The 19,286-nt window shown below is 64.0% G+C and carries 17 protein-coding genes; 4 read left to right on the forward strand and 13 right to left on the reverse strand.

Going from position 1 to position 19,286, the window contains the following annotated elements; all coding sequences use genetic code 11:
- Positions 1-2: 2 nt before the first annotated feature.
- The 3 genes from AAFN84_RS08075 to hmgA all read right to left on the reverse strand — a co-directional run bounded on the left by AAFN84_RS08075 (position 3) and on the right by hmgA (position 3,425).
- A complete protein-coding gene (locus tag AAFN84_RS08075; RefSeq protein ID WP_347514052.1) occupies positions 3-953 on the reverse strand; it encodes an MBL fold metallo-hydrolase in 951 nt (316 codons plus the stop codon).
- A 4-nt stretch (positions 954-957) separates the two neighbouring features.
- Entirely contained in the window at positions 958-1,977 is a 1,020-nt protein-coding gene (locus AAFN84_RS08080; RefSeq protein ID WP_347514053.1) for a fumarylacetoacetate hydrolase family protein, read from the reverse strand.
- 89 nt (positions 1,978-2,066) lie between these two features.
- Complete coding sequence (gene hmgA, locus AAFN84_RS08085) at positions 2,067-3,425, reverse strand: homogentisate 1,2-dioxygenase (RefSeq protein ID WP_347515078.1); 1,359 nt, start codon at positions 3,423-3,425, stop codon at positions 2,067-2,069.
- A 130-nt stretch (positions 3,426-3,555) separates the two neighbouring features.
- Between hmgA and AAFN84_RS08090 the strand changes: the two genes are divergently transcribed.
- A complete protein-coding gene (locus AAFN84_RS08090; protein ID WP_347514054.1) occupies positions 3,556-4,002 on the forward strand; it encodes a MarR family transcriptional regulator in 447 nt (148 codons plus the stop codon).
- Between the two features lie 4 nt (positions 4,003-4,006).
- On the opposite strand, the gene AAFN84_RS08095 is transcribed toward AAFN84_RS08090, so the two are convergent.
- Positions 4,007-6,070 carry an EAL domain-containing protein gene (locus tag AAFN84_RS08095; protein WP_347514055.1) on the reverse strand — a complete coding sequence of 688 codons (2,064 nt, stop codon included), beginning with the start codon at positions 6,068-6,070 and terminating at the stop codon, positions 4,007-4,009.
- Between the two features lie 215 nt (positions 6,071-6,285).
- On the opposite strand from AAFN84_RS08095, the gene mutL reads away from it, so the two are divergent.
- Together mutL and AAFN84_RS08105 are read left to right on the forward strand one after the other, a co-directional pair.
- Positions 6,286-8,094: a DNA mismatch repair endonuclease MutL gene (gene mutL, locus AAFN84_RS08100; RefSeq protein WP_347514056.1), complete on the forward strand. Its 1,809-nt coding sequence runs from the start codon at positions 6,286-6,288 to the stop codon at positions 8,092-8,094.
- Positions 8,095-8,173: 79 nt separating this feature from the next.
- On the forward strand, positions 8,174-8,407 hold the full coding sequence (locus AAFN84_RS08105) for a DUF2093 domain-containing protein (RefSeq protein WP_347514057.1): 234 nt from the start codon (positions 8,174-8,176) through the stop codon (positions 8,405-8,407).
- 1 nt (position 8,408) lies between these two features.
- On the opposite strand, the gene lpxK is transcribed toward AAFN84_RS08105, so the two are convergent.
- From lpxK to AAFN84_RS08135, 6 genes are all read right to left on the reverse strand, one after another.
- On the reverse strand, positions 8,409-9,440 hold the full coding sequence (gene lpxK, locus AAFN84_RS08110; RefSeq protein ID WP_347514058.1) for a tetraacyldisaccharide 4'-kinase: 1,032 nt from the start codon (positions 9,438-9,440) through the stop codon (positions 8,409-8,411).
- 8 nt (positions 9,441-9,448) lie between these two features.
- Positions 9,449-10,771: a lipid IV(A) 3-deoxy-D-manno-octulosonic acid transferase gene (gene waaA / locus AAFN84_RS08115; RefSeq protein ID WP_347514059.1), complete on the reverse strand. Its 1,323-nt coding sequence runs from the start codon at positions 10,769-10,771 to the stop codon at positions 9,449-9,451.
- Positions 10,768-11,487, reverse strand: a complete 720-nt coding sequence (locus AAFN84_RS08120) for a lysophospholipid acyltransferase family protein (protein WP_347514060.1) — start codon at positions 11,485-11,487, stop codon at positions 10,768-10,770. Before AAFN84_RS08120 ends, waaA begins: the two co-directional genes overlap by 4 nt.
- Before the next feature lie 86 nt (positions 11,488-11,573).
- A complete protein-coding gene (locus AAFN84_RS08125) occupies positions 11,574-11,810 on the reverse strand; it encodes a DUF4170 domain-containing protein (RefSeq protein ID WP_347514061.1) in 237 nt (78 codons plus the stop codon).
- A gap of 115 nt (positions 11,811-11,925) precedes the next feature.
- Positions 11,926-12,711 (reverse strand): 3'(2'),5'-bisphosphate nucleotidase CysQ, encoded by a 786-nt coding sequence (locus AAFN84_RS08130; protein ID WP_347514062.1) that lies wholly within the window; start codon positions 12,709-12,711, stop codon positions 11,926-11,928.
- A 7-nt stretch (positions 12,712-12,718) separates the two neighbouring features.
- Positions 12,719-14,062: a TldD/PmbA family protein gene (locus AAFN84_RS08135; RefSeq protein WP_347514063.1), complete on the reverse strand. Its 1,344-nt coding sequence runs from the start codon at positions 14,060-14,062 to the stop codon at positions 12,719-12,721.
- Between the two features lie 129 nt (positions 14,063-14,191).
- Between AAFN84_RS08135 and AAFN84_RS08140 the strand changes: the two genes are divergently transcribed.
- Positions 14,192-15,622 (forward strand): MATE family efflux transporter, encoded by a 1,431-nt coding sequence (locus AAFN84_RS08140; protein WP_347514064.1) that lies wholly within the window; start codon positions 14,192-14,194, stop codon positions 15,620-15,622.
- A 3-nt stretch (positions 15,623-15,625) separates the two neighbouring features.
- Here the strand turns inward: AAFN84_RS08140 and AAFN84_RS08145 are convergent, their stop codons facing one another.
- Genes AAFN84_RS08145 through AAFN84_RS08155 form a run of 3 tightly spaced genes read right to left on the reverse strand, consistent with a single transcriptional unit; the run spans position 15,626 to position 19,282 of the window.
- Positions 15,626-16,564 carry a patatin-like phospholipase family protein gene (locus AAFN84_RS08145; protein WP_347514065.1) on the reverse strand — a complete coding sequence of 313 codons (939 nt, stop codon included), beginning with the start codon at positions 16,562-16,564 and terminating at the stop codon, positions 15,626-15,628.
- Positions 16,554-17,918 carry a pitrilysin family protein gene (locus AAFN84_RS08150; RefSeq protein ID WP_347514066.1) on the reverse strand — a complete coding sequence of 455 codons (1,365 nt, stop codon included), beginning with the start codon at positions 17,916-17,918 and terminating at the stop codon, positions 16,554-16,556. Before AAFN84_RS08150 ends, AAFN84_RS08145 begins: the two co-directional genes overlap by 11 nt.
- Positions 17,915-19,282, reverse strand: coding sequence for a pitrilysin family protein (locus AAFN84_RS08155; RefSeq protein WP_347514067.1), 1,368 nt, complete (start codon positions 19,280-19,282; stop codon positions 17,915-17,917). The genes AAFN84_RS08150 and AAFN84_RS08155 overlap by 4 nt, the downstream gene beginning before the upstream one ends.
- Positions 19,283-19,286 lie beyond the last annotated feature (4 nt).

A 19,286-nucleotide genomic window follows, 5' to 3' on the forward strand; every position in this document is an offset into this window, starting at 1 on the left:
GGTCAGCCCTGAAGCTGCTCCCACATCTGCCGATCACGCTCAGCGGTCCAGATGCGTGGCGTGTCGATGCCGAGCGCCTCGTCATAGGCGCGCGCGACGTTGAACGGCAGGCAGTGTTCGTAGATCGCGTAGGATGCAAATTTGGGGTCGCATGCCGCGCGGCATGCATCCCACGCCTCCTTCAGCGACCCGCCGCCCTGTGCGATCCGCGCGATTGGGCGATAGGTGGAGGCAACGAAATCCGCCGTGTTTTCGAGCGCCTCGTCGACCATCTCCGTGCCCACGAGCGCGTCACCGCGACCCGGCGCGATCGCGTCGAGATCGAAGGCGCGAATAGCCTCCAGCGTCTGGGGCCAGTCGGCGAAATGGCCGTCGCCGCAATAACAGGCGGAGTGGTATTCGACGATGTCGCCGGTGAACATGACGTTGGCGTCGGGCACGAAGGCAACGATGTCGCCCGCCGTATGCGCGCGGCCCAGGAACTCGAGGTCGACGCGTCTCTTGCCGAGATAGAGTGTCATGCGGTCGGTGAAGGTCAGTGACGGCCAGGTGAGGCCCGGAATGGACTCGTGGCCCTGAAACAGTCTCGGGAACCGGCCGAATTCGGAGTCCCAGTCTTCCTGCCCGCGCTCGGCCACCATGGCGCGCGCCTTTTCGGACATGATGATCTCGGACGCGCCATAGGCTGATGCGCCGAGCACACGCACGGCATGGTAGTGGGTCAGAACGACGTATTTGATCGGCTTGTCGGTAACGGTCCGGATATTCTCGATCACCTTGTTGGCAAGCCGTGGGGTCGCCTGCGCGTCGACAATCATCACCGAATCATCGCCGATTATGACGCCGGTGTTCGGATCACCCTCCGCCGTGAAGGCCCACAGGTCGCGACCGATTTCCGTGAATGAGATTTTCTTTTCCGCGAGGTCGCCCTGCGAGGCGAATTTCTTTGCCATTGTATCAGGCTTCCTTCTCGTATTTCTCAACCGTCTGTTCGATCGCGCCGAAGATCGAATGGCCAGCCTTGTCCTTCATCTCGATGCGCACCACGTCGCCAAAGCGCATGAAGGGCGTCTTCGGTCCGCCCTGCTCGATGGTTTCGATGGTCCTGATTTCGGCGATGCAGGAATAACCGACGCCGCCCTGGTCCACCGGCTTGCCCGGCCCCCCGTCCAGCTTGTTGGACACCGTGCCCGATCCGACAATGCTGCCGGCGACCAACGGCCGCGTCCGGGCCGCATGGGCGATGAGTGTCGGGAAGTCGAAGGTCATGTCGACGCCCGCGTCGGCGCGGCCGAAGGGCTTGCCGTTGAAGTCGACCAGAAGCGGCAGATGCAGCTTGCCGCCATCCCATGCCTCGCCGAGTTCATCCGGCGTCACCGCGACAGGCGAAAACGCCGAGGACGGCTTCGATTGGAAGAAGCCGAATCCCTTGGCGAGTTCGCCGGGAATGAGCCCGCGCAGCGATACGTCGTTGACCAGCATGACCAGCCGGATCGCATCGCGCGCTTTGTCGACGCTGGCACCGGCCGGCACATCGTCGACGATGACGGCGATCTCGCCTTCCATGTCGATACCCCATGCCTCGTCCGCCATGACGATCGGATCGCGTGGCCCGAGGAATGAATCCGAGCCTCCCTGATACATCAACGGGTCGGTCCAGAAGGTGGACGGCATCTCTGCGTCGCGCGCCTTTCGCACCAGTTCGACGTGGTTGACGTAGGCCGATCCGTCGGCCCACTGGTAGGCGCGTGGCAGCGGCGAATGCGCATCGTGCTCATGAAAGCGTTCGGCCGGAACGGAGCCATGCTCAAGGCTTTCAGCAAGCGCTTCAAGATGCGGTAAAAGCCTGCGCCAGTCGTCGAGCGCGGCCTGAAGGGTGGGAACCAGAAATGACGCGTCGGTGTAGCGCGTAAGGTCCCGCGACACCACGACCAGTTTTCCGTCGCGCGTGCCGTTCTTCAGTGTTGCCAGTTTCATGCGGTTTCCGTCCCAGGATTATGCCGGTTTCCGGCTGTTTTGATTGCGCGCGCCATGTGGCGTGGCGGCCACTATCGCAGGAGATCGGCCTAACTCCAATCGCCTTCCGGTGTGCCGTCGAAACGCTTCTTCAGGTCGTTCCAGCAATCGATGTAGTTGTCCTGCAATGTCGCGAGCCCCGCTGCATAACCGGTGACGAGTTGCGGAAAGCGCGTCTCGAACATGAAGGCCATGGTGTTTTCGAGCTTCACCGGCTTGAGCTCGGCACGCGACGCCTTTTCGAAGCCGCCCGCATCAGGGCCGTGCGCCAGCATCATGTTGTGCAGGCTCATGCCGCCCGGAACGAAACCTTCTTCCTTGGCATCGTACTGGCCGTGGATCAGCCCCATGAACTCGCTCATGATGTTGCGGTGATACCAGGGCGGCCGAAAGGTGTTCTCGGCCACCAGCCAGCGCGGCGGGAAGATGACGAAGTCGATGTTGGCAGTGCCCTCCTCGCCGCTTGGCGCGGTCAGCACCGTGAAGATCGACGGATCGGGATGGTCGAACAGGATCGCACCCACCGGCGAATAGGTAGACAGGTCGTATTTGTAGGGCGCGTAATTGCCGTGCCAGGCAACCACGTCCAGCGGGGAATGGCCGATCTCGGTGACGAAGAACTGGCCACACCATTTGACGACGATGCGGCAAGGCGTCTCCTTTTCCTCGAACCAGGCGACGGGCGTCTTGAAGTCGCGCGGATTGGCGAGGCAGTTGGCGCCGATCGGCCCGCGATCCGGCAGCGTGAACTTGGCGCCATAGTTTTCGCAGACATAGCCCCGCGCCTCGGTCGCCATCAGTTCGACCTTGAACACGAGACCGCGCGGCAGCACGCAGATCTCGCCGGGCTCGACCTCGATCGCTCCCATCTCGGTCAGGAAGCGCAGCCCCCCGACCTGCGGCACGACGAGAAGCTCGCCATCGGCGTTGAAGAAATGATCGTCGACCATGTCGGCGTTGGCGACGTAGGCGTGGGCCGCCATGCCCGACTGACCCAGCACATCGCCGGCCGTCGTAATGGTACGGATACCGCGAATGAAATCGGTCCTCTCGGTCGGCATCGGCGTCGGATTCCAGCGCATCTGACCGAGCGTCAGCTCCTGCTCGCCCTGGTTGGGCGCGGACTTCCAGAGCGCCAGCGCGAACGGCTTGAAACGTTGGTGGTGCTTGACGCTGGGGCGGATGCGATAGAGCCAGGATCGCTCATTGGTACCGCGCGGCGCGGTAAATGGGGAGCCGGAGAGCTGCTCCGCATAAAGCCCGTAGGCCGGGCGCTGCGGCGAGTTCATGCCTTGCGGCAAGGAGCCCGGAAGCGTTTCGGTTTCAAAGTCGTTGCCGAAGCCCGGCATGTAGGAATAGCGCGAATTGCGTTTCGCCGCTGGCGCGGTGTGGCGAAGTGGGCTGCTCATCTCGTTCATGCTGACCTCCCGATCCTGTCACGCGCGATCTAGTCTTGCGCGCGTACAGCAACTTTGACGGCGCGCGAAATTTGTTGCATTTGTAACGATCGGATTTGTAACTATCAAGGCGGCAGCACGAATGAGCGGCGGACACAGACTCGAACTGGAAAACTTCCTGCCCTATCGGTTCAATCGCCTGGCGGACGCCGTCAGCCGCGATTTCGCGCGCATATACAGGGAGAAATTCGGCCTGACACGGCCGGAATGGCGGCTTCTCGCGACGCTGGGGCAGTACGGCACCATGACGGCGACGGCGGTTGGCCAGCATTCTTCCATGCACAAGACAAAGGTGTCGCGCGCGGTCACCGCGCTCGAGCAGCGCCGCTGGCTGCGCCGCACCCCCGACCCGAACGACCGGCGGGTCGAGCAACTCGCGCTGACCAGGGCGGGCGAGAGCGCCTATGGCGAACTGGTGCCGCTGGCGCACGGGTTCGAGCAGGTTCTGCTGGCGCGCATGAGCGAGCGCGAACGCAGTTCCGTCTTGGCGGGTCTTGCCGCCATCGAGCGCGTACTCGTGGACGCTTGAGGATCTAGGCGATCTTCTCCGACGTGTCGGCTTCCACCGTGCCGAGCCTGCGTGCGTCGAGCCAGCGACGGGCCTCGTTGCGCGGCATCGGAAAGGCGATCGAATAGCCCTGGACCTGGTCGCAGCCGATCGCCATCAGCGACGAAAGCTCCTCCTCCGTCTCCGCCCCCTCGGCGACGATGGAGATGCCCAGCCCTCTCGCCAACTCGGTAATGGCACGTACGATCTTGGAGTTGTCGTCGTTCTGGTGGATGTTCTGGACGAAGCGGCGGTCGATCTTGAGACGGTCGATCTCGTTCGGATTGACGTGGGCGAGCGAGGCATAGCCGGTGCCGAAATCGTCGAGTTCCAGGTGCACGCCCGCCGCCCGGATCATCCTGAGCTTTGAGGCCGTGCCGGTTTGTTCGTCGTCCAGGATCACCGATTCGACGATCTCCAGCGACAGCTTCCATGGCGGAAGCCCGGCGGTGGACAAGGTGTCGAACAGGAACGCGGTGAAGTCGGCCTCCCGCAGTTCGGTGCCGGAAACGTTGATGGCCAGGCGGCCGAATTCGATGCCGGCCCGATACCACGAGGCCGCTTCGCGGATCGACTTCGTGATCACGACCCGCCCGATCGCCGGCATCACGCCGGATTTCTCGGCGACCGGGATGAAATCGTTGGGAGGGATCATGCCGCGCACCGGATGGTCCCACCGCAGCAGCGCCTCGACCCCGGTTATATCGCCGCTGCTCAACGACACTTGCGGCTGGAAGTAGACGCTGAAGCCGTCGGTCGCGATGGCCTCGACGAGGTCCCGCTCGAGTTGCTTGCGGTTATCGAGTTCCTGCCTCAACTCGTCGGAGAAGAAGGAAAGCGTGCCGCCGCCCTGCTTCTTGGCCGCATAGAGTGCCAGATCGGCATGAACCAGCAGGTCATCGGGATTGTCGGCGTCAACGGGGTAGACGGCGATACCGGCGCTGGCACCGGAAAATATGGTGGCGCCGCCAAAGACGATCGGTTCGTTGATCTTGCGCAGGATACGGCCCGCCAGCGCCTCGATGTGCTGCGAAGAGCCCGCAGCGGGCATCACCATGACGAACTCGTCGCCGCCAAGGCGGGCGCAGATGTCGGAAGCGCGGCAGACGGCACGCATGCGTTCAGCCGTCGTGACGAGCACGTAGTCGCCAGCGGCGTGGCCCAGAGTGTCGTTGATCTGCTTGAACCGGTCGAGGTCGATCTGGATCACGGCCAGGCGCTCGTTCCTGCGATGGGCCGATTTGATCAGCGCGTCGAAATGATCGCGCATGAACGCGCGGTTATAGAGGCGCGTCAGGCCGTCATGGATGGCGATGAACGCCATCGAATCATGTGCTTCGACCAGTTCGCCCGTCCTGCGGCGGATCAATTCCGACATCGGACGGAAAATGAACAGCACGATCAGGCAGATGCCGCCGATCATCGTCCAGAAAAGCACGCGGTGAACGCTCAGAAGCCGGTCGAGCATCGCCTGCGCTTCCCCGCGCAGTTTTTCTCCAAGTGCGGAGTATCCCTCAAGCGTCGCCCGCGCCACCGTTTCGCTCAGGTCCGCACGTTCTCGCGCGCCCAGATAGGCGGCATCGGGCGCGCGCGCGCCGAGCCAGGATTCAAGCGCCGCCACGAAGCGCCAGCCATTGGCGATGAGGCTGGTGGAAAAATGATCGAGGTGATGGGGAGCCCCGAACAGGATCGATTCCGCCCCGCCGTCGCTTTCGTAGGTGCGCGCGCCCATTTGTGTCAGCAAGCGGTCGTAATTGGTCTCGAAGCGCGCAGTCGCGTCACGCAACGATGCGACGAGCGGTGGCCGATGGTCCGGCGCAACCAGCCGTGTCTCGCTGGCCAGAAACAGAATGCGTTGCGACAACGCCTTTTGAGACGTCGCCAGCATCATCAATTCTTCGTCGCGCTGATGTACCGCCATCATGTGCTGGAGCAGCAGGTAGCTTGCCAGCGCCATGCCGGCGATGATCAGCATCGCAGCCCAGTAAGCGCCCTTGATCGTCCAGATCAACCGGTCGGAACCCGAACGTTTCTGGTCGGTCGACGACATATGAATTGAGCCCCCAATGGCGTTCTGCTTCAAGGCCAATCTGTGCGGTTAACAGGTTAACAACGCCCGTCGCCGTGGTAACGATCTCCGCTGCCCGACGCTGTTTCTTGACGATTGGTTACCATCGGATTGGGCGAAAACGTCGCATTGAAGCGAACTGGGGACGCAGGTGCGCATGGCTACGTTCGCGCCACGAATCCGGTTAGTATCGCACCATGTCCATTCGCCAGCTTTCCGAGACAATGATCAACCAGATCGCCGCCGGCGAGGTGATCGAACGCCCCGCCTCTGTGGTCAAGGAACTGGTCGAAAACGCGATCGACGCGGGCGCCACCCGCATCGAGATCGCGACCGCCGCCGGTGGCCTCTCGCTGATCCGGGTCACCGATGACGGTTCGGGCATGGACAGCGGCGATCTGGCGCTGGCGATTGCGCGTCACTGCACGTCGAAGCTGGCCGACGACATCCATGACATCCGCTCGCTCGGATTTCGCGGTGAAGCGCTGCCCTCCATCGGCTCGGTCGGAAAGCTGACGATCCGGTCGCGGCCGGCACAGTCGGACAATGGCCACGAGATTTCGGTGGAAGGCGGCCGGGTCTCATCGGTACGACCGGTCGCAGCCAATCGAGGAACGCTGGTGGAGGTCCGCGACCTGTTCTTTGCCACGCCGGCGCGACTCAAGTTCATGAAGAGTGAGCGCGCCGAGGCAACGGCGATCGCAGATATCGTCAAGCGCATCGCGATCGCCTTCCCGCATGTGCGTTTCACGCTTTCCGGCACTGATCGGACCACGCTGGATCTTGCGGCCTGCGCTACCGAGCAGGATGGCTTGAGAGACAGGATCGCCCAGGTCATCGGCCGGGAGTTCGCCGACAACGCCATCGTTCTGGATGCACGGCGCGAGCATGTGAGGCTAAGCGGCTATGCCTCGATCCCGTCGTTCACGAGGGCCAATTCGCTGCATCAGTATGTCTACGTGAACGGTCGTCCGGTGCGCGACAAGATGCTCGCTGGCGCGATCCGTGGCGCCTATTCCGACGTGCTGCCGCGCGACCGACATGCGGTTACGGCATTGTTCATAGAGCTCGACCCAGCGCTGGTCGACGTCAACGTGCACCCTGCCAAGGCAGATGTCCGCTTCCGCGATCCTGGACTGGTGCGCGGCCTTGTGGTCGGCTCCATACGCGAGGCGCTGGCGCGCTCGGGCATCCGCCCCGCGACCACGGGCGCATCCGCCATGCTCGACGCCTTCAGGCCCGGCGGTGGCAAGATACGCACCTCGCCGACATACGCGCCAAGACACTCGGAAGACTTCGAATATGCAACCTCGCCGCACCGCCCCCTGAACGGGTTCGGGGAGGCCGAGCAGGCCCTGTTCGAGGCCGCGATGCCCAGCGTTGATACCCGAGCCGGGATGGTCGAGGCGGCAACGGCCCTCACCGCGCAACCGCTCGGCGCTGCACGCGCGCAGGTGCACGAGAACTACATCATCGCCCAAACCGATCATTCGCTGATCATCGTCGACCAGCACGCGGCACACGAACGTCTCGTCTATGAGGCGCTGAAGCAGGCATTGTCGTCACGCGCCGTGCCGTCCCAGATGCTGCTCTTGCCCGAGATCGTCGATCTCAGCGAGGATGATGCGCAGCGGCTGGCGTCGCAAGCAGACCTGCTTCGGCAGTTCGGGCTGTCGCTCGAGCGTTTCGGGCCGGGCGCCGTGGCGGTGCGCGAAACGCCCGCGATGCTGGGCGAAGTCGATGTTCAGACATTGATACGTGACCTTGCCGACGAGATCGCGGATACGGACACGGTCGACACGCTCAAGGAACGGCTCGACGCGATAGCAGCGACAATGGCGTGCCACGGCTCTGTCCGCTCGGGGCGCAGGTTGCGCCCCGAAGAGATGAATGCCCTTCTACGCCAGATGGAGGCGACGCCGGGCTCCGGCACCTGCAACCATGGCAGGCCGACATATGTGGAGCTCAGTCTCTCCGACATCGAAAGGCTGTTCGGGCGCCGCTAAGCTGCGCCGGGCGCGCGGTCGCGCCTTGACGTTGCCTTGCTTTTGTGGCGGTACAGACAGCCAGCGAAAGGCAGGTCAAATGAACCGTTTCGAAGGACCCGGCGGCAAGGAAGCACGCATCCGATACCTCGACGGCGACTTCCAGGTGATGACGCCAGGTGCGTTCGTGCGTTGCGCGGTGACCGGCGACACCATTCCGCTGGACGAGCTCAAATACTGGAGCGTCGCCCGCCAGGAGCCCTACATCAACGCCGCCGTTTCCCTGTCGCGCGAAATCGAGTCCAATCCCGACCTGCGCAGCCGCCGCAGCTAGATCAGCCGGCGATCCGCCGCTTGTGCCACGCCGCCATCGTCTCCTCGACGATCGCCCGGCCGTTGCGTTCGACCTCGAAAACCGCCTCGATCTCGATGACCTTGGCGCGGGCGCGCAGTTCCGCCAGCGCCTCCCCGCCATGGTCGAGGCGGACGGCATCCTTGGCCGTAGTGACGATCACCAGGCCATGGGTATCGGCGGTATCGATGAGTTCGCGCGCATCAAATTCCGAATAGAAATGATGGTCGCCGAAGCTACGTGCTTCGACGAGATCGCCACCGACAGCCCTGACGGTGTCAAAGAACTTCGCAGGCTCGCCGATGCCGGCGAAGGCGAGGCATCGCTGGCCTTCTATTCCCGGCGGCGGAGACGGGCGCACAAAGGCCTGGAAGAAGGCACGGCCGGCCTTGGCGGCGTGCCGCACGGCCAGATCGGCGGCCGATCCTTCCCCGACCCTCAGGACGGCATCGGCGTAGCGCATCTGGTCCACCAGCCGCGCGCGCATCGGGCCGCCGGGGATCGTGTGTCCGTTGCCCATGCCGCGGCGCGCATCGACGACGATGAGCGCATAATCGATATGGATGCGCGCGCTCTGGAAGCCGTCATCCATGAGCAGGAAGTTGCATCCATAGTCGATCAGCAGCCTTGCGCCAGCCGCGCGATCCGCCGTCACCGCGACAGGTGCGGCACGCGCCAGCAACAGGGGCTCATCGCCGACATGACGCGCCACGTCATGATGCGGATCGACGAGATGAGGCTCTCCGGAAACCATACCGCCATGCCCGCGCGACAGGATGCCGGGTTTCAGTCCGGCAGCGCTGGCGTGCCGTGCAAGCGCGATCGCAACGGGCGTCTTTCCCGAGCCGCCGACCGTGAGGTTACCGATGCACAGAACCGGCGCATCAACCTTCTCACGCGGCGCGCGCGCCAGCCTCCTTCGTGCAACCGCGCCATAAGCAGCGGAGAGCGGCCAGAGCGACCATGCGCGCCAGTCGGGCCGGGTCCACCAGAAGGGCGGGGCGTCGCTGACCATGCCGGACTCTACCTGCCGCCATTGCCGGGATTGCTCAACCGCGACTGGACGATCAGCGGGTGGATATAGGGTTCGAGCGCCTGAAGCGTGCGGGCAAGCGAGCCGCGCATGTCTTCCACGGTGCGCCGGCCCGCGTCGATCATCTTGCGTCGCTCATCGCGGTTGTCGAGGAGATAGTCGACCGCGCGTGCAAGCCCGTCTGCGTCAGCGACGAACCGGGCTCCGCCCTGCGTCGACAGCTTGTGGTAGGTCTCGCGGAAATTCTGGACGTTTCGGCCGGAAAGCACCGCCGTATCTAGCATCGCCGGCTCCAGCGGGTTCTGCCCGCCTTCTCCGGTGAGCGAGCGCCCGACGAAGGCGATCTCGCACAGTCGCAGATAGAGGCCCATCTCGCCGATCGTATCGCCGAGGAAGATGTCGGTACGCGGCGAGATCTTGTCGCGAATGCTGCGGCGCGCGATCGTCAGCCCCATCGACGCCGCGTGCGCGGCGATGGCGTCCGCGCGTTCGGGATGGCGCGGCACGATCACCGTCAGTAGATCCGGATGGCGTTCGCGCAAGCGCGCGTGAACCTCGGCAGCCACCGCCTCTTCGCCGGCATGCGTGGACACCGCGGCCCAGACCTTGCGCCTGCCGATCTGGCCCCGGATCATCGTCAATTCGTTCTCGTCCACCGGCGGAGGCACCGTATCGACCTTCAGGTTGCCCGAGACGGTCACCGGGCGCGCGCCCAAGGCGCGGAAGCGTTCGGCGTCGGTCTCCGACTGCGCGACGACATGCGCCAGATTCTCGAAAAGCGCCTCGGCGACGAAGCTGCGCTTGCTCCAACTCGCAAAGGATCGGTCGGACAGCCTGCCGTTGACGAGCACCTGCGGTACGCGGCGCGCACCCAACTCCAGGATGGTCATCGGCCATATCTCCGACTCGGCCATGATGGCCAGATCAGGACGCCAGTGGTCGAGAAAACGGCTCACGGCCGGCTTGAGGTCGAGCGGCACATATTGATGGATGACTCGGTCGCCAAGACGCTCGCTCGCAAGCTGTGCCGACGTGACCGTTCCGGTGGTGAGAACGACGTTGATGCCGTAGTCGACACATTGCTCGATGAGCGGTGTCACCGCCACCGTTTCGCCGACACTGGCGGCGTGGACCCAGATCAGCGGACCTTCGGGCCGATCGTGGCCGGCGCGCCCGTAACGCTCGCGGCGGCGGGAATGTTCTTCCTTTCCGCGGCTGGCACGCCAGGCGACATAAGTGCCGACGATCGGATAGGCGGCGGCACCCGCCCATCGATAGGTGGTGAGCATGGCACGTGCCCAGCGTTCACTCATCGCGCACCGTCGACGAGGTTGTAGGCGCGGGCGGTTGCCGCATTCAAGGCGGCGGTCACCTCGAGGCGCTTCGTTTCCATGGCATCAGCGTCGGCGTCGGGCGCCACGAAGATAGGGGCGCCGATCGCGATCGCGCGCTGACCGAAGGGCAGGTTGATCGCCGTTTTGTCCCAGCTCTTCTCAAGCACCTTTCGGCGACTGGTGGCAATCGCCACCGGCATGATCGGCCGCCCTGAAATCCTGGCCAGCGTGATGACGCCAAGCCCGGCCTCGCGCGGCGTGCCGTGAGGAATGTCGGCGATCATCGCGACATTGTCGCCGCCGTCCAGAAACCGCTTGAGCGCGATGAGCGCGCGGGCACCGCCCTTGTCCGCCTTGCTGGTGCCTGGACGCCCGCCCGAGCCGCGCACGATCCCGAAACCGAACTTCTCGGCGACGAGCGCATTCAGTTCCGCGTCGGCGCTGCGCGAGAACATCGCCACCACCCGATTGCCGCGCGGATAGACGGCGGGCGCGAGCAGGTGCTGACCATGCCACAGCGTCACGATCATCGGCGATGATTTGGCGATCGTCACATACGGATCATCCGATCCGGGCGCCACGGTGTTGGTACTGCTCACCAGCCGCAACAGCCATGAAATCAATGTCGCAAGCAGGTTCTTGACCAGCACCGAGTCGGCAAGTGGCTGCCGCACCTTCTTCCAGAAGCGCTTCATGGGATGCGGTCCGGGCTTTGGCCCAGCCGCGCGCGCCTCCGGTGAGGCTGAAACGGCATTTTCGTCCATACGCGTTGTTGTTCTTCTTATTTCGCCTGCGGATCGAGCAGTCGGTGCAGATGCACGATGAAGTAGCGCATATGCGCGTTGTCCACCGTCTCCTGCGCCTTGGATTTCCATGCAATTTCGGCGGATTTATAGTCGGGGAAGATTCCGACGATATCGAGGTCCTGAAGGTTGCGGAAATCGACGCTGGATAGCGACTTCAGCTCCCCGCCGAACACCAGATGCAGAAGCTGCTTGCTCTCGTTTTCTTGGGCCATGATCATTCACACTGGTCTGACGATTGCGCTTCAGCGCGGCGAATGCCTGTGCCGCGCGGGATCGCTTCCTCCTCTAGAGGAATTCGTTACGATTTGAAACCATTGCGTGATGTCGTCAATCCGGCAACGAGCCGAGGACAGCGACCATGTCGCGCAGGATCGCGCCGCTGCCGGCGGCCAGCGGCCCATGGCGCGGATCCGGACCTGCGTAGGAGAGCAACTTGCCGGAGCGGTCGACCACCGAGCCACCTGCGCGCTGCAGTATCAGGTCGGCCGCCGCAAGGTCCCAGTCGTGGGAGTTGGCCTTGACGAACGTGGCGTCGATGCTGCCGGACGCGACCATCGCCACGCGATAGGCGAGCGAGGGAATATAGGCGACGGGGGCCGTTTGGCGCAGGTAGTCAGGAGCGCGATCCAGCATCGCCTTGGGGCCGGCGATCTTCAGGCCGTCGCTTCGCGCGCCGGCGACATTGATCACGCTTCCGTTGCACAGTGCGGGACCTTGCGCGGACGCCTGGTAAATCTCGCCGATGACCGGGCAGTCGAGCACGCCGACGAGCGACACGCCGGCCTCCACGATTGCGATCGACACGCACCAGGTCGGTCGTCCTGCAATGAAGGCCCGGGTCCCGTCGATGGGATCGACCACGAAGGTGCGCCTCGCGCGCAGACGCTCCGGATTGTCGACCGTTTCCTCAGAAAGCCAGCCATAGTCGGGCCTCGCCGCCAGCAGGCTTTCACGCAGGAAAGTGTCCACGGCGATGTCGGCGGCGGTGACGGGAGATACGTCGTTCTTGAGCCATGTCTCGGGGTTCTTGCCGAAGTGCCGCATTGCGATCGTGGCGCCCTCGCGCGCGGCATCGCGGATCAGCGAGAGGTCGGCTTCGAGGTCATCGACCATGGCTGCGTCATTCTCCGGCAAGCGTCATGCCCTCGATCAGCAATGTGGGAGCGGCGGTGCCGTAATTGCGGTCGAGATCGTCGGCGGGCACCATGTTGAGGAACATCTCCTTGAGATTGGCCGCGATCGTCACCTCGGCCACCGGCCAGGCGAGTTCGCCATTCTCGATCCAGAAACCGGATGCGCCACGCGAGTATTCACCTGTCACCATGTTGACACCCTGCCCGAACACCTCCGTGACATAGAAGCCGGATTTGAGCGAGCGGATCATGTCCTGCGGGCTCCGGTCACCGGGCTCGATCGCAAGATTGGTGGATGACGGCGATACCGACGATGCGGCACGCGAGCCGCGCCCGTTCGTCTCAAGCCCGAGTTCGCGCGCGGCAGACGTCGACAACAGCCAATGACGCAGCACGCCGGCTTCGACCAGGGTCAGCGGTTGACCCTCCACCCCCTCACCGTCGAACGGCCGGGAGGCCTGGCCGCGCATGCGCAACGGATCGTCGGTAATGGTGATACCAGCCGAGGCGATTGGCTGCCCCATACGATCGCGCAGAAAACTTGTCTTGCGCGCCACCGAAGCACCATTGATCGCCCCGGCCAGATGGCCGGCGATACCGCGTGCAACGCGTGGATCGTAGATTACGGTGACGGGACCGGTCTTTGCCTTGCGGGCACCGAGACGCCGAACGGCACGTTCGCCGGCGCTGCGCCCGATATCGGCAGGCGCATCCAGGTCGGAAAAATACGGCCGCGATGAATAATCATAATCGCGCTCCATACCGGTCCCCTCTCCAGCAATGACGCTGGCGGAACGCGAGAAGCGCGATGCGACGTATTCGCCAAGGAACCCGTGCGAAGTGGCCAGCACCAGCCCACCCATGCCGGCCGAGGCTCCTGCGCCGCTGGAGTTGCTGACGCCGTTGACGGCCATGGCGGCCTCTTCCATCGCCAGCGCATCTTCGCGAAGCTGGTCGGCGGAAACTTCGGTGGCATCGAACAGGTCGAGGTTCTTCGGTGATCGGGCCAGCAGCCCCTCATCGGCGAGGCCCTGCCAGGGGTCCTCGGGCGAAACGCGCGCCATGGCGACCGCACGTTCAGCGAGCATGGCCGCATCCGACGATGCGTTCGCAGAAACGCTCGCGACCTTCTTTCCGATGAACACGCGGAGCGAGACGTCGTCGCTCTCTGATGCCTCCGTACCCTCTACCTTGCCTAGCCTGACGGAAACGCTGGTCGAGCGCGAACGCACCGCCACGGCATCCGCTGCGTCAGCGCCCGCGCCTTTTGCGGCGTCGACGAGACGGGCGACGAGCTCGACGAGGCTGCGGGAATCGATCGGCTGGTTCATGAGGCTGCTCTGTTCCAGTGGGGGCATTAATTGCGGCTGTCCCCCATCTATGGCTCCCTCCCATGCGATGCAATGGCTCGCGATTGCGGCAATTCGTGATAGGAGCAGGCATCAACGCGAGTGAGTCTCATGCCGGGTCCTTCTGCAGCGTCCTCACAGCAGGCGACATTCGTCACCGGATCGACCATGCGGCACGTCGCCGTAATGACGGCGACCGGGTCTGTCGGGCTCATCGCCATCTTCATGGTCGACGCGCTCAACCTCTTCTACATTTCGATGCTCGGCGTGCAGGAACTGGCCGCAGCCATCGGCTTCGCCAGCACGCTGATGTTTTTCGTCGTATCGATCTCGATCGGGTTCACCATCGCGGTTTCGGCGCTGGTTTCGCGCGCGCTCGGGCGCGGCGACAGGGCGGAGGCTGCCCGCATGGGCGGCGCTTCGATGATTTTCATGGGGCTGAGCACCGTGGCGATCACGGTGATCGCCTGGCCGTTTCTCGACACGCTGGTCGGTGCCCTGGGAGCGACCGGCGAGACGCGTGTCCTGTCTGTACGCTACCTGCAGATCGTGATGCCATCTACGCCGATCATTTCGCTCGGCATGTGCGCAACGGGCATCATGCGTGGCGTCGGCGATGCGCGCCGCTCGATGTACGTCACGCTCGCAGGCGGCATCGCTGCCGCGATCCTCGATCCGATCTTCATTTTCGGGTTCGACCTCGGTCTCGACGGAGCGGCGATCGCAAGCGTGTTGTCGCGCATCATCCTTCTCGCGGTGGGCATCCATGGCGTGCACTTCGTTCACCGGCTGATGGCGCTGCCCGATCGCCGCCGGCTGATGATCGCGGCGCGCCCCTTCTTTGCGATCGGGCTGCCGGCCGTGCTGACGCAGATAGCCACACCCGTCGGAAATGCCTATGTCACCGTGGAAATGGCGCGCTTTGGCGACGAGGCCGTCGCCGGCTGGGCCATCATAGGGAGGCTCATCCCCGTGGCGTTCGGCGTCATCTTCGCGCTGTCCGGCGCGATTGGCCCGATCCTCGGCCAGAACTATGGCGCGAAACGCTATGATCGGCTCAACACCGCTATGCGCGACGCGCTGATATTCGTCATGCTCTACTGCCTTGCCGCGTGGCTGCTTTTGGCGATCTTCGCGAACGGGGTGGCCAGCCTGTTCGGAGCCCAAGGCGAGGCGCGGGAACTGGTGGTCTTCTTCTGCTTGTTCGCCGCAGGGAGCTTCCTGTTCAACGGAGCGCTGTTCGTCGCCAACGCCGCCTTCAACAATCTCGGATTTCCCACATATTCGACGGTGTTCAACTGGGGGCGCTCGACGCTGGGCGTGATCCCGTTCGTATGGATCGGCGCGCAGTATTATGGCGCCAAGGGCGTTGTCGCCGGGTGGGGCCTCGGCGCCATCGTCTTCGGCCTCGCCGCGGTCGTGGTTGCCTTCAGGGTGGTGCGCAGGATCGGCGTTTCCAACCCGGCCAGAAGTGACCTGCCGCCACCTCCGCCTGCGGCCAACTCACCCTTCTCGACAGGAAAAGCGTCGACGCTTCAATGACCGTCAGCCGTCGTGGCGGCGAAATCGCTCGACGGCCGCGTCTATGGCCTGCTTGAGTTCGTCCTTGATCGACTCCGTATCGGCCAGCACCTGTCCGATCTTGAGAAAATCGAGGACCCGGAACTGCGAGACCGGCGGGCGCAACAGGATGTCGGGCTGGATCCGCTTCAGCTTCAGCGCGACGATGGACTCCATCATGATCTGCGTCGCGCCGAACAACAGGTCGATGGATGTCGGGCGTCCGCTGCCGTTCTCGATCGGCGTGCCGACCACGTCGATGGCGATGATGATGTCGGCCTTGCCTTCTAGCAGGTCGAACGGCACCGGATTGACGATGCCGCCGTCGATCAGAAGCCGGCCCTCATGGCGGATCGGCCTGAAAACTGCGGGAATTGCCGCTGACGCGGCCAGCGCGAGATAGAGGTCGCCTTCGTTGAAGACCCGCTCGCAGTTCCCGAAATAGTCGGTCGCGGTGACCTGAAGGGGAACCTGCAAATCTTCGAAACGATGCGGGATCGTCTCCGGCAGGAAGGCGCGCAACACACGTTCTGCATTGAACTGCCCAAGGCGCACACCGCCTTCGAACATCTCCGCCATGCTGGCCGGCCGTGCCCGCCACATGCGGCTGGCCACCTCGCCGGAGCGACCTAGCGTGGCGCGCGCGTAGTCGCCGATCTCCGTACCACGCATGCCGGCCGCCATGCCCGCGCCCATGATCGCGCCGATCGACGAGCCGGCAATGGCTACGGGGCGGATGCCCAGTTCGTCGAGCGTTTCGATGACGTGCAGATGGGTCAGACCGCGCGCGCCGCCCCCGCCGAAGGCAACGGCGAAGCTCGGGTCGCCGCCAGAGCCCTCGCTTTCGGCTCCGACCTTGGTCGCGCGCTCGGGAATTAAGGCTTCGTCTGTCTCTTCGTTCAATGTCGTGTCGTCAGCCGCCATCGCTCGCTTCGGGACCGATCACCAGGATTGCCGGCTCTGCCTGCAGCAGCCGCTGTGCCGCTTCCTTAACCTGCTCGATCGTCACGGCCTCGATATAGCCGACACGGCGGTCGATATAGTCGATACCGAGTTCGTCGAGCTGAAGCTGCACCAAAGTTCGCGCCACGGCCAGCGATGAATCCAGATTGTTGATCGGATAGGCGCCGATCAGATAGGTCTTGGCGCTCGCCAGCTCTTCGGGCGTCGGCCCCTCCTCCGCCATCTTGCGAACCTCGTCGCGGATAACCGTCAGCGCCTCGTCGACATTGTCGGCGCGGGTCGAGGTGCCGATGTAAAGCGCGTTGGAATAGTCGTTGTTGAGGAGACCGGATCCGACGCCATAAGCAAGGCCGCGCTTTTCGCGCACCTCGTTGAACAGGCGGGACGAGAACGTACCGCCGCCGAGGATGTGATTCATGATGAAGGCGGCGAAGAATTCGGGATCATCCCGATCGATGCCCGGGTAGACGAGCTGGATGGTCGCCTGCGGCAGCGGATAGTCGTAATCGACCTGCTGGTCGAGGCGCGGCTCGACTTCCGGGACAGGCGCAAGCTCTGCCTGCTGCGGGAGATCGCCAAACACGCGATCGAGTTCGCCTTTTAGCGTCTCCGCATCGATCGCACCGACCACCGCGATGTGGATGTTGTCGCGGGCGAAGGTGCGGCCGTGCAGGGTGCGCAGGTCTTCCGCCGTGATCGACGCCAGCGATTCCAGCGTGCCGTCGGAACGTCGCGCATAGGGATGGTCGCCATACAGGGCACGTGCGAACTCGTCCTGGCCAAGCGTATTGGGGTCGCGAAGGTCCTGCTGTATCCCGGTCACGATCTGCCCGCGAATCCTGTCGATCGGCTCCTGGTCGAAGCGGGGCGAGGTGAGCGCCAGCTGCAACAGCCCGAGGGCTTCGCCGCGCTGTTCCTCGAGCATGCGCATCTGGCCGTAGACCGCGTCCCGGTTCGCCTCGAAGCTCATTTCGGCTCCGACTTCGTCGAGCCGTTCCTGGAACGTGTCGGAATCGAGATCGCCGGCGCCTTCGTCGAACAGCCCCGTCATCAGGTTGGACAGGCCTTCCTTGCCGTCCGGGTCCTGCGTGCTTCCGCCCTCGAACGCAAAGCGCACGGAAACGATCGGCACGGTGTAGTCTTCGACAAGCCACGCCGATACACCGCCGGGCGACGTCACTTCCTGGATTTCGACGGCCGCGCGCGCCGAGACGATCGCGGGAAAGGTCAGGAAGACCAGCGCCAGCAGCGCGGTGGTGAGCGTCTGAACGAAACGATTGCCAGCCATCGGCTCTGCGTTCTCCTGAATGTTCATGAGCGGTCGTCCTCCTCTGGCAGCAGATATCCGGTGACGGAACGCCGCTGGTCGAGATAGCGCCCGGCAACCGCCTGTACCTGTTCCGCCGTCACTGCGGACAGCCTGTCCGGCCATTCCTGGATGTCTTCGACCGTACCGCCCGTCGTCAGCGTCGCGCCATACATGCGCGCCATGCCCGACTGGTCGTCGCGCGCGAAGATCATCGACCGCATCGCCCGCGTCTTGGCCTTTTCAAGCTCGTCGGCGGATACCCCGTCTTCGACGATCTTGGCGATCTCGGCATCGATTGCGGTTTCCACGTCCTCGAGCGTCGCCTCGCCGCGGGGCGCGCCATAGACGCCGAAGGAGGTGTCGTCGAGCGACGTGCCCTGGTAGAAGGCGCCGGCCGACGCCGCCACGCCCTGTCGGACGACGAGTTCCTGGTAGATGCGGCTCCGCATGCCTCCGCCCAGTATCTCGGCCAGCAGGTCGAGCGCCTCGGCTTCGCCATCATCAGCCGAGGTATAGGACGGGACGACCCATCGCTTGGAAAAGCTCGGCACGCCAACCCGCTCGTCGGCCATCTCGACAATGCGGCTGGTGTTCTGCTCCGGCTCCTGCGGGCGAATGCGCGGCGGCAGATCCGGCCCGCGCTCGACCTTGCCGTAGGTCTCCTCGGCGAATTCGCGCACGGTCTCCGCGTCGACGTCGCCGGCCACCACCAGCACGGCGTTGTTGGGTGCATAATACCGGTCGTAGAAATCGACGGCATCGGCGCGATTGAGCTGTTCCATCTCATGCATCCAGCCAATGACGGGGATGCGGTATGGATGGTTCTGGTAGAGCGTTGCGTTCAGCTCCTCGCCGTGCAGCGCCTGCGGGCTGTTCTCGATCCGCGAGTTGCGTTCCTCAATGACGACGTCGCGCTCGGGACCGATGACCTCGTCGGTGAGCACCAGATTGCGCATCCGGTCGGACTCGAACTCCATCATCGCCTCGAGTTCGCTCGGCGCGACCTGCTGGAAATAGGCGGTGTAATCATACGAGGTGAACGCGTTCTCGCGGCCGCCGATCTCGGCGATGCGGGCCGAGAATTCTCCCGGGCCGTGGTTGGTCGTGCCCTTGAACATCAGATGCTCGAAGAAATGCGCGATGCCGGACTTCCCAGGGTCTTCGTCGGCGCTGCCAATCTTGTACCAGAGCATGTGCGTCACGACCGGCGCGCGATGGTCGGGAATGACGACCACTTCGAGGCCATTGTCGAGCGTGAAATTTGAGATCGGCGCGGCTTCCTGGGCCTGGACGCCCACAACAGGCACCGCGAGGCAGGCAAACGCCACGACGTATCGCAGCATGAAACCACGGTCGGGAATCAGCTTCATGGAA

This window comes from Mesorhizobium sp. CAU 1741 (genome assembly GCF_039839275.1).
Taxonomy (GTDB): Bacteria; Pseudomonadota; Alphaproteobacteria; order Rhizobiales; family Rhizobiaceae; genus Aerobium.

Excerpts from the sequence above, each read along its gene's own strand:
- AAFN84_RS08140 (WP_347514064.1), top strand. The coding sequence starts at position 14,192 with ATGCCGGGTCCTTCTGCAGCGTCCTCACAGCAGGCGACATTCGTCACC.
- AAFN84_RS08080 (WP_347514053.1), bottom strand. The coding sequence starts at position 1,977 with ATGAAACTGGCAACACTGAAGAACGGCACGCGCGACGGAAAACTGGTC.
- mutL (WP_347514056.1), top strand. The coding sequence starts at position 6,286 with ATGTCCATTCGCCAGCTTTCCGAGACAATGATCAACCAGATCGCCGCC.
- AAFN84_RS08105 (WP_347514057.1), top strand. The coding sequence starts at position 8,174 with ATGAACCGTTTCGAAGGACCCGGCGGCAAGGAAGCACGCATCCGATAC.
- AAFN84_RS08155 (WP_347514067.1), bottom strand. The coding sequence starts at position 19,282 with ATGAAGCTGATTCCCGACCGTGGTTTCATGCTGCGATACGTCGTGGCG.
- lpxK (WP_347514058.1), bottom strand. The coding sequence starts at position 9,440 with ATGGTCAGCGACGCCCCGCCCTTCTGGTGGACCCGGCCCGACTGGCGC.
- waaA (WP_347514059.1), bottom strand. The coding sequence starts at position 10,771 with ATGAGTGAACGCTGGGCACGTGCCATGCTCACCACCTATCGATGGGCG.
- AAFN84_RS08135 (WP_347514063.1), bottom strand. The coding sequence starts at position 14,062 with ATGAACCAGCCGATCGATTCCCGCAGCCTCGTCGAGCTCGTCGCCCGT.
- AAFN84_RS08125 (WP_347514061.1), bottom strand. The coding sequence starts at position 11,810 with ATGGCCCAAGAAAACGAGAGCAAGCAGCTTCTGCATCTGGTGTTCGGC.
- AAFN84_RS08130 (WP_347514062.1), bottom strand. The coding sequence starts at position 12,711 with ATGGTCGATGACCTCGAAGCCGACCTCTCGCTGATCCGCGATGCCGCG.
- AAFN84_RS08075 (WP_347514052.1), bottom strand. The coding sequence starts at position 953 with ATGGCAAAGAAATTCGCCTCGCAGGGCGACCTCGCGGAAAAGAAAATC.
- AAFN84_RS08145 (WP_347514065.1), bottom strand. The coding sequence starts at position 16,564 with ATGGCGGCTGACGACACGACATTGAACGAAGAGACAGACGAAGCCTTA.
- AAFN84_RS08150 (WP_347514066.1), bottom strand. The coding sequence starts at position 17,918 with ATGAACATTCAGGAGAACGCAGAGCCGATGGCTGGCAATCGTTTCGTT.
- AAFN84_RS08120 (WP_347514060.1), bottom strand. The coding sequence starts at position 11,487 with ATGAAGCGCTTCTGGAAGAAGGTGCGGCAGCCACTTGCCGACTCGGTG.
- hmgA (WP_347515078.1), bottom strand. The coding sequence starts at position 3,425 with ATGAGCAGCCCACTTCGCCACACCGCGCCAGCGGCGAAACGCAATTCG.
- AAFN84_RS08095 (WP_347514055.1), bottom strand. The coding sequence starts at position 6,070 with ATGTCGTCGACCGACCAGAAACGTTCGGGTTCCGACCGGTTGATCTGG.
- AAFN84_RS08090 (WP_347514054.1), top strand. The coding sequence starts at position 3,556 with ATGAGCGGCGGACACAGACTCGAACTGGAAAACTTCCTGCCCTATCGG.